11 protein-coding genes are annotated in these 16445 nt (G+C 53.8%); 4 read left to right on the forward strand and 7 right to left on the reverse strand.

The window, feature by feature from the left end; translation table 11 throughout:
* Positions 1-155: 155 nt before the first annotated feature.
* Together guaA and guaB are read right to left on the reverse strand one after the other, a co-directional pair.
* Positions 156-1679: a glutamine-hydrolyzing GMP synthase gene (guaA, locus tag HJW02_RS05375; protein WP_102721589.1), complete on the reverse strand. Its 1524-nt coding sequence runs from the start codon at positions 1677-1679 to the stop codon at positions 156-158.
* Between the two features lie 12 nt (positions 1680-1691).
* Positions 1692-3143 (reverse strand): IMP dehydrogenase, encoded by a 1452-nt coding sequence (gene guaB, locus HJW02_RS05380; RefSeq protein WP_102721588.1) that lies wholly within the window; start codon positions 3141-3143, stop codon positions 1692-1694.
* A gap of 192 nt (positions 3144-3335) precedes the next feature.
* On the opposite strand from guaB, the gene HJW02_RS05385 reads away from it, so the two are divergent.
* Entirely contained in the window at positions 3336-3830 is a 495-nt protein-coding gene (locus tag HJW02_RS05385; protein ID WP_102721707.1) for a low molecular weight protein-tyrosine-phosphatase, read from the forward strand.
* A 73-nt stretch (positions 3831-3903) separates the two neighbouring features.
* Here the strand turns inward: HJW02_RS05385 and HJW02_RS05390 are convergent, their stop codons facing one another.
* Complete coding sequence (locus HJW02_RS05390) at positions 3904-4197, reverse strand: hypothetical protein (RefSeq protein WP_146018249.1); 294 nt, start codon at positions 4195-4197, stop codon at positions 3904-3906.
* A gap of 109 nt (positions 4198-4306) precedes the next feature.
* Here HJW02_RS05390 and HJW02_RS05395 point away from each other — a divergent pair, with 109 nt between their 5' ends.
* Together HJW02_RS05395 and HJW02_RS05400 are read left to right on the forward strand one after the other, a co-directional pair.
* A complete protein-coding gene (locus HJW02_RS05395) occupies positions 4307-10117 on the forward strand; it encodes an RHS repeat-associated core domain-containing protein (protein ID WP_240454362.1) in 5811 nt (1936 codons plus the stop codon).
* A gap of 1 nt (position 10118) precedes the next feature.
* The gene (locus HJW02_RS05400; RefSeq protein WP_102721587.1) at positions 10119-10625 is read left to right on the forward strand and encodes a hypothetical protein; all 507 of its coding nucleotides are present in this window, start codon (positions 10119-10121) and stop codon (positions 10623-10625) included.
* Positions 10626-11584: 959 nt separating this feature from the next.
* On the opposite strand, the gene HJW02_RS05405 is transcribed toward HJW02_RS05400, so the two are convergent.
* Positions 11585-11824, reverse strand: a complete 240-nt coding sequence (locus HJW02_RS05405) for a hypothetical protein (protein WP_146018250.1) — start codon at positions 11822-11824, stop codon at positions 11585-11587.
* 127 nt (positions 11825-11951) lie between these two features.
* On the opposite strand from HJW02_RS05405, the gene HJW02_RS05410 reads away from it, so the two are divergent.
* Entirely contained in the window at positions 11952-12986 is a 1035-nt protein-coding gene (locus tag HJW02_RS05410) for a glycosyltransferase (RefSeq protein WP_102721584.1), read from the forward strand.
* A gap of 48 nt (positions 12987-13034) precedes the next feature.
* On the opposite strand, the gene HJW02_RS05415 is transcribed toward HJW02_RS05410, so the two are convergent.
* From HJW02_RS05415 to obgE, 3 genes are all read right to left on the reverse strand, one after another.
* Entirely contained in the window at positions 13035-14060 is a 1026-nt protein-coding gene (locus tag HJW02_RS05415; protein WP_102721583.1) for a hypothetical protein, read from the reverse strand.
* Between the two features lie 129 nt (positions 14061-14189).
* Entirely contained in the window at positions 14190-15347 is a 1158-nt protein-coding gene (locus HJW02_RS05420) for an aminoglycoside phosphotransferase family protein (RefSeq protein ID WP_022396377.1), read from the reverse strand.
* Positions 15348-15378: 31 nt separating this feature from the next.
* On the reverse strand, positions 15379-16431 hold the full coding sequence (gene obgE, locus HJW02_RS05425; RefSeq protein ID WP_102721582.1) for a GTPase ObgE: 1053 nt from the start codon (positions 16429-16431) through the stop codon (positions 15379-15381).
* Between the last annotated feature and the right edge of the window lie 14 nt (positions 16432-16445).

Below are 16445 nucleotides of genomic sequence, written 5' to 3' on the forward strand. Positions count from 1 at the left end.
TTGGCAAGGAACGGTGCCTGCGCTTTGTGGCAAACAAAAGGTTAAGGATAAACTAAACTTTAACATCGCTGGGTTTATCCTCTCGCCATGCAATAGAGATCGAAAGACCTGTATTCATGGGACTTTACAGCCTCCCTTTTAGGGGCGGTATAGTATTACTCCCACTCAATGGAGGCCGGGGGCTTGGTGGAAATATCGTAAAGGACGCGGTTGATGCCCTTCACTTCATTGAGGATGCGGTTGCTGGTTTCACGCAGCAGGGCCGGGGGCAGTTCTACCCAGTCCGCCGTCATGGCGTCTTCCGACACGATGGCACGCAGGTTGGTGGCCCATTCATAGGAACGTTCATCTCCCTTCACGCCCACCGTTTTCACCGGGATGAGGCCGGCGTAGGCCTGCCAGACCTTTTCATACCAGCCGTATTTCTTCAGGTTGCCGATGAAGATGGCGTCACACTCCCGGATGATGTCCAGGCGGTCCCTGGTGACTACGCCGGGACAGCGCACAGCCAGGCCGGGGCCGGGGAAGGGGTGGCGCCACAGGATGTCGTGCGGGATGCCCATGGAGGCGCCCAGTTCGCGCACCTCGTCCTTGAACAATTCCGCCAGGGGTTCCAGCACCTTCCCCTGCGCCTGGAGTTCCAGCACGCGCTCCACGCGGTTGTGGTGTGTCTTGATGACGGAGGCCTTGGACTTGGCGTTGGAGGCGCTTTCAATCACGTCCGGATAAAGGGTGCCCTGGGCGAGCATTTCCGCGTCTCCCACAGCGTCCCAGAATACGTCGATGAACAGGCCGCCGATGATGCGGCGCTTCTTTTCCGGGTCGCCTTCCCCGGCCAGGGCCGTCAGGAAGCGTTCGGAAGCGTCCACCGTTTCAATTTCCACGTTCATGCGGGCGAAATTGGCGCGTACCTCATCGGCCTCATTCTTGCGAAGCAGACCGTTGTCCACGAAAATGGCGCGCATGTTCACGCCTGCCTCATGCAGCAGGACGGCCAGCACGGTGCTGTCCACGCCGCCGGAGACGCCGCAGACCACCTGCTTGCTGCCCACGCGTTCCCGGATTTCCCGGATGAGCTGCCTCTTGAAGTCGCCGATATCGAATTTCTTGAGGTTGGCGGCGCAGGAGAGGAAGTTGCGCAGGATGGTGCGCCCTTCATGGGAATGGGTCACTTCCGGATGGAACTGGATGCCGAAAGTTGCTTCTCCCCACTGGAGGGAGACGGGGACGCCTTCTGCGTTGCGGGCGATCACCCGGCAGCCTTCCGCCAGGTGGTCCACCGTATCCGAATGGCTCATCCATACCTGGGAGGAGGGGGACATGTCCTGGTACAGGCCCGTGCAGGCTTCCGGAAGCAGGGCGGCGGGGCCGTATTCCCGCTTGTTGCTGGCCTTGACGGAACCGCCGTGCTTGATGTTCAGCAATTGCATGCCGTAGCACACGCCCAGGACGGGGACGTTCAGGCTTTTGAGCCATTCAAAGTCAATATCCGGGGCGTCTGCGTCCGTGGTGCTTTTGGGACCTCCGGAAAGGATGACGGCGCCGGGTTCGTGAATCTGGTCCAGGTCTTCCAGCGCGTACAGTTTGGCCATGTAGCCCAGTTCGCGCACGCGGCGCACAATGAGCTGGGTGTATTGGGAGCCGAAGTCAATGACGGCTACGAGGTGCTTGTCGTCCATGTGAGAGAGGGTTTAACAGGAATAGTTGATGGGTTCTTCCGTGATGGTGATGTCGTGGGGATGGCTTTCCTTCAGGCCGCCGGAGGTGATTTGGACGAACCGGGCCTTGTCCCGGAGTTCCGTCAGGCTGTGTGCGCCCAGGTAGCCCATGCCGGAACGCAGGCCGCCCATGAGCTGGAAAACCACGTCCGCCAGCATGCCCTTGTATGGAACGCGCGCTTCCACGCCTTCCGCAACGAGCTTGCCGGAACTGTTCTGCCCGTAGCGGTCGCCGGAGCCGCGGCGCATCGCGCCCAGGGAACCCATGCCGCGGTACTGCTTGAAGTGACGGCCCTGATAGTGGACCACCTTGCCGGGGCTTTCTTCCGTGCCGGCCAGCAGGCCGCCCAGCATCACCAGGTCAGCGCCGGCGGCCAGGGCTTTCACGATGTCCCCGGAATAGCGGATGCCGCCGTCTGCAATGACGGTGACGCCCGCGGGACGCGCTACGGAGGCTACCTCCTGAATGGCAGTGAACTGGGGCATCCCCACGCCGGAAATGACGCGGGTGGTGCAGATGGAGCCGGGGCCCACGCCCACCTTGATGGCCTGCACGCCCGCCTTGATGAGGTCGGAGGCTCCTTCCGCCGTCACCACGTTGCCGGCCACGATGGGGCGGTCCGTCAGCTTGCGGAGGTTGGAAACCACGTCCATGACGCGGGTGGTGTGGCCGGTGGCAGCGTCAATGAACAGGGCGTCCGCTCCGGCGGAAACCAGCGCCTTGGCGCGGTCCAGGTAATCAGGGCCCACGCCCACGGCGGCGCCGCAGCGCAGGTGGCCGTGCTCGTCCTTGGAAGCGTCTGCAAACATGGCGCGCTTCTGGATGTCCGTTTCCGTGATGAGGCCGGCCAGCACGCCGTTTTCATCCACCAGGGGAAGCTTTTCAATGCGGTGGGTGTAAAGAATGTGGCGCGCTTCCTCAATGGTGGTGGTGGGAGCCGCCGTAATCAGGCGGGAAAGGGGGGTCATTACGTCCTTGACCCGGATGTTCTGGTAATCGTCCACGCCGCGCATGTCGCGTCCGGTGACGATGCCTTCCAGCCTGCGGTTGGCGTCCACCACGGGGAAGCCGGAGTAACCCTGGTCCATCATGATCTGATGGACTTCTTCCAGCGTCATGTCCTTGTTCACCGTGACGGGGTTCGGGATGACCGCGTTTTCAAAACGCTTCACGCGGGAAACCATGGCCGCCTGGATGTCGATGGGATTATTGCGGTGAATGACGGCCAGGCCGCCTTCCCGTGCCAGGGCGATCGCCAGTTCCGATTCGGAAACGGTATCCATGGCTGCGGACAGCACGGGAATTTTCATGTCAAAACCGGGAACAAGCTGGGAACTGATGTCCGCATCACCGGGAAGAATCGCGCTCAGGCGGGGCAGCAGGAGCACGTCATCAAAACTTAATCCAAGAGGGAAATCTGCCATGCGATAATCTACAGCCAGACACCCTCTGACGCAAGCCGAAACACAGGGGAATCTTATTTTGGGACGGCACGGCGGCGTTCTGCGCTTTGCTCCCTGCGTTGTCCCGGCGTGTATCTGTTTTCCGTACAGGAAACTCTTCCCTCTTGATCCGGGGAAACGTCTTGCCTATCCTGAAAAAAAGAATTGTCCCTCATGAATGCTTCCGAACCCTACCGAGTCCTGTTTGTCTGCCTGGGCAATATCTGCCGTTCTCCCGCGGCGGAAATCATTTTTAAGAAGATGGTGAAGGAACAAGGTTTGGAAAGCCTGATTGAAAGCGATTCCGCCGGCATGATCGGCTATCATCGCGGCTGTCCTCCGGATGCCAGGATGCTTGCGGCCCTGGAAAAATACGGATACGCTGATCCGGGTATCAAATCTCGGCCCGTGAGGAAAGATGATCTGGAGCAATTCGACCTGATTGTGGGCATGGACCGGGAAAACCTGCGGGCATTGAAGCAGCTGGATAAAAACGGGCAATGGGAAGGCAAGATCGTGCCGATGTGCTTTTTCACCACCCGTTTTCTGGATGAGGAAGTGCCGGATCCCTACTATGGAGGGCAGGAAGGTTTTGAGCACGTAGTAGAGCTTCTGGAAGACGGTTGTTTCCATTTGCTGAAAGAATTGGAAAAGAGGCTGAACGTATAAAAAGCGGCAGTCATGCCGGAGTGGCCTGTCCGTTTGACCTGGCAGCCTTTTCCAGAGCACAGGAAGGGATGGTTCATGCCGGTTCGTTCGGACTCCGTTGATTGTCAACGGAAATTTGATAGGTGATTTGCCTTGGGGCTACCGTAAACCTCTTTTTGCCAAAAAATCCATCAAGTAGGAATGGATAGTCTCCGGTGGCTAATATTCCGGAAAAAGAGAAAAGACGACCATGGTACGGCAACGGATGGAATTGGCGCAGAAGCTGCCATTTTTTTGTTCCGGCTGAAAATGCAAGATGGATGTCCCATCCATATTTCAAGAATAAAATAATGTATGACAAATAAAAACTTCTAAGGGATTGCTTCATGGAAATTTAGTTGATAAAAGGGAAACGTTAAATAAGGAAATTTACTTCAGATATTTCCTGAATAGAGCAAAATATTTTAAAATAACCAACGATTAACCCGATTATCACTATGAAAGAATCATTCAACGACGATATTAATTCCCTGACGGGAATGCGCAGTTCCAACAGCGCGCCCACCACGATTGACGAAAAAGCGCCAACGGACGCTTTTGAAAAAAGCTGGGACTGGTCCTTTGAGGTCCGGGAACTGCGACCGAATGAAACGGCCGAGTGCAAGGTAACCATGGGAGCCGACGATTTGGCGAAGCTGACGGTGGACGGAGAAGAAAAGTTGGACATCGGTCCGCGCGGCGAATACGGCGGCGGCACCTACGAACCGCAGGACATCTCCTTCAGTATTGAACCGGGTACGCACCAGGCCCACGTGGATTACAGCAACATCTCTATTCCCAATCCCGACTACAACATTGCCAAATTCACCTTCGCCCTGAAGGTGGAAATCACCGACCAGCAGACGGGCTCCTCTTCTTCCTACGTGCCTCCGGAGACGGAAACGGACCCTGTGGACAATGACGACGAGGGCGAAGAAGATCCCTGTGGAGGAACGAGCAGCGGTGGCAGCAGCAGTTCCCCCAACAGCAGTTCCAGCAACCCGTGCCCGGACGATGACAACGGCGGAGATGAGGAAGACCCCGATCCTGAAGATTCCTCTTCCTCGGACGGTTGTGCGGACAACCGGGGCGGCTCCGGCAGTCCGCCCACGGCGCGCAGCCTGGCTTCATCCGCCTCCGTGGATGGAAAGTTCTCCTCCGCAGGCAGGCGGGTGACTACCCAGACGCGGAAAACCAGCATGGTCTGGCGCACCAACTTCGGCTCCTTCCGCGGCATGGAGGGTGTGCCGTACGGCATGCTGGAAATCGTGGCTTACAACTTCTCATCCAAGTTGTGGGCACCCGGCGCCCTGCAATATTTGCATCCAATGGCCAGCCGCGTTCTGCCTCCTCCCGGAGGTGCGCTGGGGGCTAACATGGCCTTCCAGATCCAGAACGGCGGCACCAATGCCAACTATTATTGCTATGCCGGCGCAGCCAGTGCGGGCTCCATCGGCGGTTCTCAAAAAAGGACAGGTTCCGTTTCCATGGCATATGCCGGGGTATCCGGCCGCGCCGCTTCCGCCTATGCGGCGGAAATGAGGGTCAGCAACGGCAGGGGCAATACGGTCATGTACGGCGGTCCTTCCGTTTCCGCCCTGGGGGCGGCCTCCGGCTACCAGACCAAACTGGGTTCTTCCTGGACGGCGCAGGATTTTTCCAAGTATCTGGACGTTGTCCGGGGCGCTGACGACGGCATCCGCCAGGTCTGGAACCTGTGGGATGGTCTCGTCAACATTGAAAATGTGGTGGATACGGGCTACATGATCGCCTTCTATCTGCCCGAGCAGGTGAGGGCCAAGGACGCCGCCACCGGTCTTTACTCCGTCACGGGGACGCCGTTTAAAACCTTCACCATTGCCGGCGATGCGGAAACCAACAAGCTCACCGTTACGGAACAAACGGAAGGGCGTGCGCCTTACGTCACGTGCTACTGGCAGGGAACGGGAGGGGCGTGGTGCATGTCCCAGGGGGAAGGGGAAGACGCCATCTACACCATCAGGGAAAAGCAGGCGGTCTCCTTCGGTCTCTGGAAGCTCATCACTACTGTGCAGCGCGGGGAAAACGGCACGCCTATTTCCCGGATGTGTGAAACCTATGAACAGGGCCGCAGCGGCAACCTGTGCACCAGCCGTATTGAGGCCTATGGAACCGACTATGCCCGTGAAACGACTTATGCTTACAACGCCATGGGCAAACTGGTCCGGGAAACGGCTCCCGACGGGAGCGTGAAGACCTGGTCCTACGACGCCTTCGGGCGTGAAACTGTCCGGATGGAACCTTGGTCAGGCGGAGGAAGGAAGGGAACCTACACCTACTATCGCTACTCCGACCATGCCGATCCGGATATCGTGCACCAGTACGTGGTGCTCACCATCAATGCTGCCCGGCTGACGGACACGCACTACACCTACTCTGAAGCCAACCATGTGCGCCGTGTGGAAAAACGCACCACGGCGTTGGGTGCGGAGGGAGAACAGCTGGAAGTGACGGAAACGTGGCTGCCCACGGCGCCCAATGAATACGCCCGGGGACGGTTGAAGATGAAACAGGCCGTCAACGGCGTGCAGACGGCCTGCCGCTATGAGGCGTCCAGCCAGTACGGCGCCCTTTACAAGGAAACCAGGGAAACGCAGATAGCGGGGCAGGCCGTGCCGGGGCACAGCACGCGAAAAATCACGTACGTCTCCACGCAGGGCAACAACACGCACATAGAAAAATATGTGCTGCTGACGGACGGAACCTGGGCGTTGACGGACACGGCGGACTATGAATACGACAAGGAAAACCGGTGGATCAAGCGCACGCGGGGCAACGGCAGGGTAACGGAACGGGAGATGATGTGCTGCGGCCCCCTGTGGGAAAAGGATGAAGACGGCATCGTGACCACCTACTCCTACAACACGGCCCGCCAGCTTGTGGAAACCATTCGTTCGGCTACGGAAACCACTCCTGAAACCATCGTCAGCTACACTCGGGACGCCTTCGGCAGAATCCTTCAAACGCGCCGGGACGTTGGACCCATGACCACGACGGAGAGCAAGGCTTACGATCTGCTGGGGCAGCTGGCACAGGAAACAGACGTACTGGGGAGGACCAATACATACGCCTACAGTGCGGACGGTCTGACGGAAACCGTCACGACGCCGACAGGCGCGACGCTCGTCACCATCCGCCATGCGGACGGAACTGTGTTGAAACAGAGCGGCACGGGACAGAGGCATCTTCTTTACCGCACGGAGTACTCTACAGAAGGCATTGCCCGTTCTACGCTTATTCCCGTAGCGAAGGGAGAGCCGGTGGTGATGGAACAAACCGTCACGGACGGAAGGGACAACGTAGTGCGCATCTCCCGGGCGAATGCCAACGGCGGCCTTATCCATGACCGGCGCATTTTTGACCTGAACAACAGGCTTTTACAGCAGCAAATGGACGGGATGGCTCCGGTGCTCTATGACTATGACTCGTTTGGCAATATTGTCAAAACCACGCTCAAGCTGGCCGAAGACCCCACTCCCGCCAATTCCCTCGTCACGGAATACGCCTATGCCTGCCAACAGCGGGAAGACGGCGTCTACCGGGTGACAACGGCGACCCACTACAACAGCCAGGGAACGACTTACGCGGAAAGCACGGCCGAGCTGGCTTCCTTCCTGTCTGCCTCCCTGGCCGGAAAAAGGATTGACACCGATCCACGGGGAAATGAGACCCTGCAATGGACGGAATACACGGCGCCGGCCAAACGGACGGAGAAAACGCAAACTCTGGCTTCTTCCGTCATTGCGGAAACTGTTGTCATAGACGGTTACCCCGTGTCCCGGAAAGATCATGCGGGAACGGTGACTACTTCTTCCCGCATCTATACGGCCAGCGGCAGCACGGAAACCTATACGGATGTCCGTGGAAATTCCACCGTTGTCGTCTTTGACCTGGCCGGCCGTGAAACCGTCAGGACGGATGCCGTCGGCAACACCACCACCATCCAGTATGACCCGTCCACGGCGTCCCCCTCCTGCATCACGGATGCGTTGGGTAACACGGCCTGCTATGCCTATGATGTGCGCGGGCGCAAAACCGCCGAATACGGTACGGCCCTCCAGCCCTCGGTGTTTGCCTATGATGACGCGGACAGGCTGGTTTCCCTCACGACGTTCCGGATCCCGGGAGAAACAATCATTACCGATCCTCGGGAACGGACAGACGGGGATGTGACGGTGTGGAGCTACGACGACGCCTCCGGTCTGATGACGGCTAAAACCTATGCTGACGGCCATGGAGACAGCTATTCCTATGACAACTGGAACAGGCTGGCGGCCAAACAACAGGCGCGGACGGTGGGTCAAGAGGCGATACCTTTGACGACCACCTACGGCTACGACCTGCAGACGGGCAATCTGGTTTCCATCACTCACAATGATGCAACGCCCTCCATCGGTTGTGCATACAACCACCTTAACTTGATTACGCAGGTCACGGACGGTTCCGGTACGCGGATCTTGGCCTACAACCAGTACAATGAAGCGGAATCGGAAAACACGACGGGTTTGGTGGCAAGTGCGCTCCATAATCGGCGCGACAATTTGGGCCGTGCCTCGGGTTACAGTCTGAACTATGGGGAGAGTATAGTCCAGCAAACGACCTGGGGATATGATGGTTACGGACGTCTTTCCTCTGTCTCGCTCAACAATGTCTCCTCCCCCTTCGTGTACGGTTACAACGCCGGCCACGGGCTCCTGGAAACGCTTGACTATCCCAATACCCTCAGGAGATGGTACACGCGGGAAGAGAAGCGGGACCTGTTGACCAGGATCGACTACCTGCGTCCCGGCAGTGCCAACTACCCGGCCAAAACCGACTATGCTTACGACGCGCTGGGGCGTCCCACGGAAAAGAAGGACTACTTCAATACGCCGGCTCCCGACCTGACGCATAGTTACAGCTACAATGGCCGCAGCGAGCTGATTGCCGACGCGATGAGCCGGGGAGGAACGTATTCTTATGCGTATGACAACATCGGAAACCGCATGACCTCTCAGGAAGGAGCGGCAGGGTTATCCACGATATACACGGCCAACCGGCTTAACCAATACACGGACATCACCCAGGGAGAAGAAACGCCTTTTGTGCCAACCTACGACGCCGACGGCAACCAGACAAAGCTCCAAACTTCCACTGGGGAATGGGAAGTCGTCTATAATGCGTTGAACCAGGCGGTTGTCTTCACGCAGGGTAGCCAGCGTGTGGAATGCCGCTACGATTATTTGAACAGGCGTGTAGAAAAAGCCGTCTATGAAGGAGAAGCTCTCATGTCGAAGAAACGCTTTATCTATCACGGGTACCTGCAAATCGCGGAACTGGACGCTACTAATGGAACGGAAACGGTAGTACCCATCCTGCGTAAAACCTACCTGTGGGATCCGATGGAACCGGTCGCCACGCGTATTCTGGCGATGACCATATTTAACGAAACAGGAGTTTATGACGAAGACCTCTACTATACCCATGACCTGTTGAAAAACACAACGGCCCTGTTTGGCATCCAGGCAGGACGCCGTGCCTTGTATGAATATGGGGCATATGGGAATGTTCTTAAGATGGAAGGCAATGCCGCCCAGGGCAATCCGTTCCGGTTTTCCAGCGAGTACACTGATGACGAACTTGGTCTGATGTTTTACAATTATCGGTATTATAATCCAAATGATGGCAGGTGGGTGAGTAGAGATCCAATGATGGAAGGGCCGCAGGAAAATCTATATGGATATGTAGACAATTTAACTAGTGCTTTTATTGACGTAAGAGGAGAGTTTGGGTTTGCATTACCGGCATTATTAAATCCAATTGGATTGATAGTTGCTGCCGTTGCCGTAACTGCTGTCGCTATTACTGAAGTTATTGCTCCAGGTACAACAGAGAAAGTTATTAAAAAAATATCGGAGAATGTAATTCCTAAACCTCCTATAGCTTTGCCTCGGGTAGATATTGAAAATATTGAAAAAATAAGAGAATGTGAGAAGATATATAATGAATATCACGAATTAAGTCAAAAAGGGTGTCCTCCTTGTACAGGAACATGTTGTGAACAACTTAAAGAGAGTGTAAATTGTAAGCAAAATTTAGTTGATTCCAGAAGGAAATATTTAGAAAATAATTGCGATGATTATTTGCCAGGGGCTCAAAAATATCCAAGAAATCATGTGCAGGAATTAAAAAATAGAATTAATTCTGTAAGAGAGTGTAAGAAAAGAATGAAAAAAATATGTGGAGAATAATATGAATTTTTTACCTACTAGGCAGGATATATTAGATGGACAAGATGACTTGGATATTAAGTGGGCATTAGAAGTTTTTGAAAATAAATCAACGGAAGATGCCTATAAATTGCTTGTAGACAGAAAAATAGATCCTCTTCTATATAGTGAATTAATATCTTATATGGGAAATAAAGCATTTGCTTATTACTGCATTCCATTTTTTGATTATATTGACTCGGACATATTCAAGATAAGATTGGAAGAAGAAGATGTAGATACTTATATGTCTTTTTATGGATTAAATAATATTTGTAAAAGATATATTGGATTCTTAAATAAAGATGATTATTTAGATAAAGATATATTGTTGAATTTAATAAAATTATATCCATTTTGCATTGATTTTGTTTTTAATCTCTGCACAAGGGAACAAGAGGAAAGTGATGATGATAATTATAATAAAATTTTATATAAAGAATTATGTGAAAATTACAATGTGCTAAAAAATAGGATTTCGTTATATTAAATTTTCTAAAAAGGAAATTCTATATATTGTTTAAGTTGTATATGCAAATGATAGTGATGGAAATTTCAACAGGGCGGGAAGCTATGTGGAAAGTCTACATTACATGATCCCATCTGCTAAGGCATATGACGGCTCTATACCGTATTTCAGCCGGAGACAGCTCGTAAGTCTGATCTTTCTGGTAGTATCCATTAAAATAGAGGGGAACACGTCTCAGAAAAATTCGTGCTGCTTCTTGAAAGAGTATGCCGATGACGAGCGTAGGCTGGATTACTATATGTCCCAGGCCATAATCTTATGATAACTTCAGAAAAAATTCTTGAAATATTTAAAAACTCGTCGTCGCTAAATGTATATAGTAATCGGGAGAAAGAAGAATTGGCATTTCATCTTGATGACATTATCAATGAGATGGATTCCTTGATAAAAATATTTAAAAACGAAACACTGGACGACAAGGAATTTGAGAATGTTTATCAGATGATCGTTATTCATTGGATCTATCACATGAAGGAATTAAGAAAAATATTAAAAAACTGGGAAAAGCTATAGAATAAGAAATTTTTATTTTCGGACCAAAGAGCTGAAATAAAGGTTTATTTTATGTTTTTTTTAAAGAAAATAATAAACGTTAATATTCTAATTTTACAATGTAATGATTATATAATAAAAATATTAACTTGCCAATTATAAATAAATGCCAGATGTAACTACTATTATTTTTCGTATAGAAGGTTGTCAAAAGTAGCCTGATAATCAATTAGAGCAAGTAGCTAATCCAGATCTTGGAATTTGGATTAAAGACTATGATATTTTACCTAATCAGCAAGATAGAGTGATTGGATGTTTAAAAGAAATAATAATTTTAGCATCAAGAATTGATTGTGGAGATAAATATATTCATATCAGCCTTACGGAAGGTATGGCGTCGTTTAGGTTACCCCCTTCTCTTTTAAAATCTATTTCAGATGTTGGTTGTATTCTTGAAATTGAAGTTTGATTAAGTATACACCAATCACCTTATCTTTCTCCATTCTATCCGGGCATGCTTCGAGTGGAAAGTGGCCGTTCACACAGCTTGCAATGGAATTGCCGTGTATAAGACGCGGCGGTTCATGCTTTTGTTTTTCCATCAATGGCGGATGAATGATATGGGATACGCCAATCGTATCAAGATGCAGGTCAATATATCTGGCCACGGGGAGCTTGCTCTGTTATGGAAGTCGCGTTCTATTTTAAGTTGAGGTTTAGAAGCGTAAGGGATAGGATCGTGAAAGTGTTAAAAAAGCGTTGAAACGAATTCCCCAATAATAAAATAATCCAGCTATGAACTCTCTCTACATTATTGGGTTTCCGTCCCTTTACGGAGGGGCGGGGGCCGAACTTTATCATCAGATCAAGGTTTGGGGACATCTGGGGGTGGAAATGCACCTTATCCCCACCCAGAAGAACGCACACCGTGCCGAACTCTATCTGGAAATGGTTGGGCAGGGCGTCACGGTACATGAAGGATACGACTGGTCGGCCATTCCGGAAGGGGCGCCCGTCATCAGTTTTTGCAATGAGGAGTTTCTGGCGGCCCTCCCGGAGATACGAAAACGGACGGCAAGGACAGTCTTCGTCAATTGCATGACCTGGCTTTTCGGCAGCGAAAAGGAAGCCATGAAGAGGGGAGATATTTCCCTGTTTCTTTACCAGAATGACCGGGTGAGGAAGAACATGATGCCGCGCCTGAGAGCCTTGAATTCTGATCCGTCCATCCGCTTCATGACGTTCAAGCCGTATTTTGACACGACTGATTTTCCCTTCCTTGCCCAACGATCCACAGACTGGTTTGGCGCGGGGCACATTTCCCGCCAGGATGAGGACAAATTCAGTAAGGATACGTGGCACATTTACGAGCATTTTGCCTCACCCGTGCGGAAGACCGGAACTTTTCTCGGCTTTGATCAGCGGAGCGAGGCGAAGACCGGAAGGCCGCCCGACTGGGTGGAGACGTTCCATGACCAGAGGTCTCTATCCCAGCAGGAGTTTTACCAAAGATGCCACATCGTGCTGCAACCCACGGATACGACGGAGAATTGGCCGCGCGTGGGCTTTGAGGCCATGGCGAGCGGAAGCGTGCTTATTGTGGACAAGCGCGGAGGCTGGGAACAGATGGTGGAACACGGGAAGACCGGATGGCTGTGCGAAAGCCCCGGGGATTTCATCACATACGCCACCAAGATGGCGTGGGAACCGCATTACCGGGAGGATATGGCCTCCGCTGCCCGGGAACGCGGCATGGCGCTGGGAGGGCTGGAAGCGTCCAGGGAAAGCTGGCTGGAAGTGTTTGAAGCAATCAGCCGGATACCGGATTAGCAACTTTCTCCCCGCCATGATAGGTGGATGATCTGTTGGCGCACATGGTCAGATAAGCCACGTACCGTATCGGCAGAGGTTTTTCTGCCTGTTCATGCTGTAGGCGATGATGTATTTGAGGAGGTCCGCCTGGGAGTAGCCGTGTTCTGCGGCCGCCAGGCAGATGGAGCCGCTTTTGCCCAGGTGGCAGCAGATGTTCATTTCCAGGATGCGCCGTTCGCCTTTTTCAAAGTCAATCCGGTAGTCGATGCGGAAATAGTCCATCGGCCCCAGGGCGTCCCAGACTTTCTGCACGTCGTTGGCGATGTCCTGTTCCAGGCCGTGCACGGAGACTATCTGGTAGCCCAGGTGGTCATGCAGTTTCAGGTCTTCCGTGATGATACTGCCCGGTTTGTCGGATTTCGGCTGCACGTATCCCAGAATGACGGGTTTTTCACCCCCCAGCACGGGAACCGTGACGTCAATGCCTTCGCAGTATTGTTCCACGAGCACTTCATGCCCTTCCTCCATCAGGCGCCGGGCGCACGCGGCTACCGCCTCCCAGGAGCCGCAGATGCTGTCTTCCCGAATACCGCCGGAAGCGGCTCCAAACCGTTTTTTGACGAAGTAGGGGCCGGGAAAGGGCGCTTTGTCCGGAATGCCTTTTTCCCCGGAAAGCCCGATGCCCTCCGGCATGTTCAGGCCCAGGGAGCGGAATACCAGCTTGGTCAGGAGCTTGTCTTCCGCAATGGCGCGGATGTTGGGCGGGGCGCCCAAATAGGGGACCTGGATGAATTCACAGTACGAGGAGATGAATATTTCAGGCTTGGACATGCCGAACCTGTTCATCAGGGAGAATACATAGTCCACGTTTCCTTTGGCGAATTGCACGGAATAGGGCTTGGAGGAGGAGACGACGTCATAGCCGATGTCCTGAATGGCCTTGTAAATGTTGTAGTGGTACTGGGGATAGCCTCCGTTGCCCGTGTAGGGTTTTTTGGAGAAATCGGGAGCGTCGGGGGCATACGGGGCCAGATACATGATCCTTGCCGGCTTGCCATATTGATTGAGTTGAATATCCGGTATTTCAAACATGGTCTGTGGCGATTGCGTGGAATGTTTCTTGGATTATGGAAATCGCCGCAGTGTTCAAATAATATAAATAATAAGGGACGGCATAGCCGTCCCGGAGAGAATGGAAAAGAAGGAGGGAGAGCTCCCACTCTATTTTCTGGACATCCCCTTGGCCACGCGCTTGACATATTGCTCCATGGACGGAAGTTCCTGTTCAATGCATTCCACCAGCTTGAGCTGCGTGCGGCAGCGGATGAGGTTGTGGTCCGGGCGGGAAACCTTGAAGTATTGGTCTCCTTCCAGGTAGTCCGTCAGGAACCGGATGCCGATTTCCAGCGTGATGAGTTTTCCGGAGAAAGCAAGCTGGTCTATTTCCGCCTGGGTCAGGAAGCCGTGGGCGGCGGCCAGATACCCTTCCACAATGGATTGGAACATCGGCATGCGCATGCGCACCTTGTCCAGGTCTTCCTCATCTTCTTCCGTAGGCGGGGTAACGGTGCGCACCATGTCGCCGAAGTCGTACAGCACAAGGCCGGGCATGACCGTATCCAGGTCAATGACGCAGACGGCGTGGTCCGTATCCTCGTCCAGCATGACGTTGTTGATTTTGGTGTCGTTATGGGTGATGCGGGTGGGAAGCACGCCGCTGGCCTGGAGGTCCAGCAAACGGTCCACGTCCTGCTCGCGCGCCTTGATGAAGTCCAGTTCCGGAAGGCAGGTGGAAAGGCGTTCCTGCGGATCCTGCGCCGCCACTTCCACCAGGCGGTTGAAGCGGTTCCGGGTGTGGTGGAATCCGGGAATGGTTTCCACGATGTCGTCCGGATTCATGTCGCTGATCAAGTCCTGGAAGGAGCCGAATGCAAATCCGGCCTGGTACGCCTGGCGGGTGTTTTCCACCACGTCGTAGGTATGCGTGCCTGCCAGGTAATTGTAACAGCGCCAGATGCCGTCGCCGGGAATGTCAATGTAGTTGCGGCCGCCGCGTGCCGGATAGAGGTTGAGGGTCTGCCCGGCGGAGTCCTTCAGACGGCGCAGGACTTTCCAGTTGATGTGCCGCGTGACTTTTTCCACATTGCGCATGACGGCTCTGGGGTCCTTGAAGACATAGTCGTTGATGCGCTGGAGGATGTAGGAGTCTTCCGTCCCGTCGCTTTTGCGGTAGGTGGCCTTGTAAGTGGTGTTGATGTGGCCGCTGGGGATTTCCTTGCCGGTGACGAATTCCCCTTCAATGGCGAAGAGGTCTCCAATTCCGGCGATACGGCACAAGAGCTGGTCGGGGTCTGTCGTTGCGGCAAGCGGAGCGGTCATGTGGAAGGGAGAGAGGGTTGGACGGATGGTTTTAACGAACGAATTTATAGCCTACAAGTTCGTCAAGCTTGCTCTTGAGCCGGGAAATGCCTTCTCCGTTGAGCGCGGAAAGGGGGATGACGTCCACCTTAGGAAAACGCATGCGGAAGTTGGCCAGGTTTTCTTCCGCCCCTTCCAGGTCCATTTTGTTGGCGACGACGAACCAGGGCTGTTTGGCCAGGTCTTCACTGTACAGCTTGATTTCCGTGCGGAGGTTTTGAAGGTCTTCAATGGGGTCGCGGCCTTCGCTGCCGGCCATGTCCAGAACGAAGACGAGCACCTTGCAGCGCGTGATGTGGCGCAGGAATTCATGCCCCAGGCCGCGGTTGTTGTGCGCGCCTTCAATGATGCCGGGAATGTCCGCCACAACGCAGCGGCGGAAGCTGTCGAATTCCACTACGCCGATGATGGGCTGGAGCGTGGTGAAGGGATAGTTGGCGACTTTGGGCTTGGCTTCCGAGATGTCTCCCAGCAGGGTGCTCTTGCCCGCGTTGGGGTAGCCCACCAGTCCGGCATCCGCAATGCGGCGCAGTTCCATGAAGAAGACGCCTTCGTCCCCTTCCGTTCCCATCTCGGCTTCCGTAGGCGCCTGGTTGGTTGCAGAGCGGAAATGCCAGTTGCCCTTTCCGCCGATGCCGCCCTGGCACAGCGTGAACCGAGTGCCGATTTCCGTCAGGTCCGCAATTTTTTCCAGCTCGATGCCTTCGCCTTCCCGTTCCAGCCAGGTCGCCTCCGCCATGGAGGAGGCATTGCTGCGGTAGATGATGGTGCCGGGGGGAACTTTCCCGATGACGGATTTGCCGTTTTTGCCATGCTTTTTGGCGCTTTGTCCGCCTACTCCATCCGTGGCGATCAATTTGGGGTCGTAGAAAAAGGAGCGCAGGTCATTCGTGTGCGGGTCCACTTCCAGAATGACGCTTCCGCCATCGCCGCCGTCTCCTCCGTCCGGACCGCCCTTGGGCACGAATTTGGCCCTGCGGAAGCTGACCAGCCCGTTTCCTCCCTTTCCTGCCCTGGCAAATATGCGGATGTTGTCAACAAACATGTTCTGAATATGAA

It is taken from the genome of Akkermansia sp. GGCC_0220 (assembly GCF_017566105.1).
Classification (GTDB): Bacteria; Verrucomicrobiota; Verrucomicrobiia; order Verrucomicrobiales; family Akkermansiaceae; genus Akkermansia; species Akkermansia massiliensis.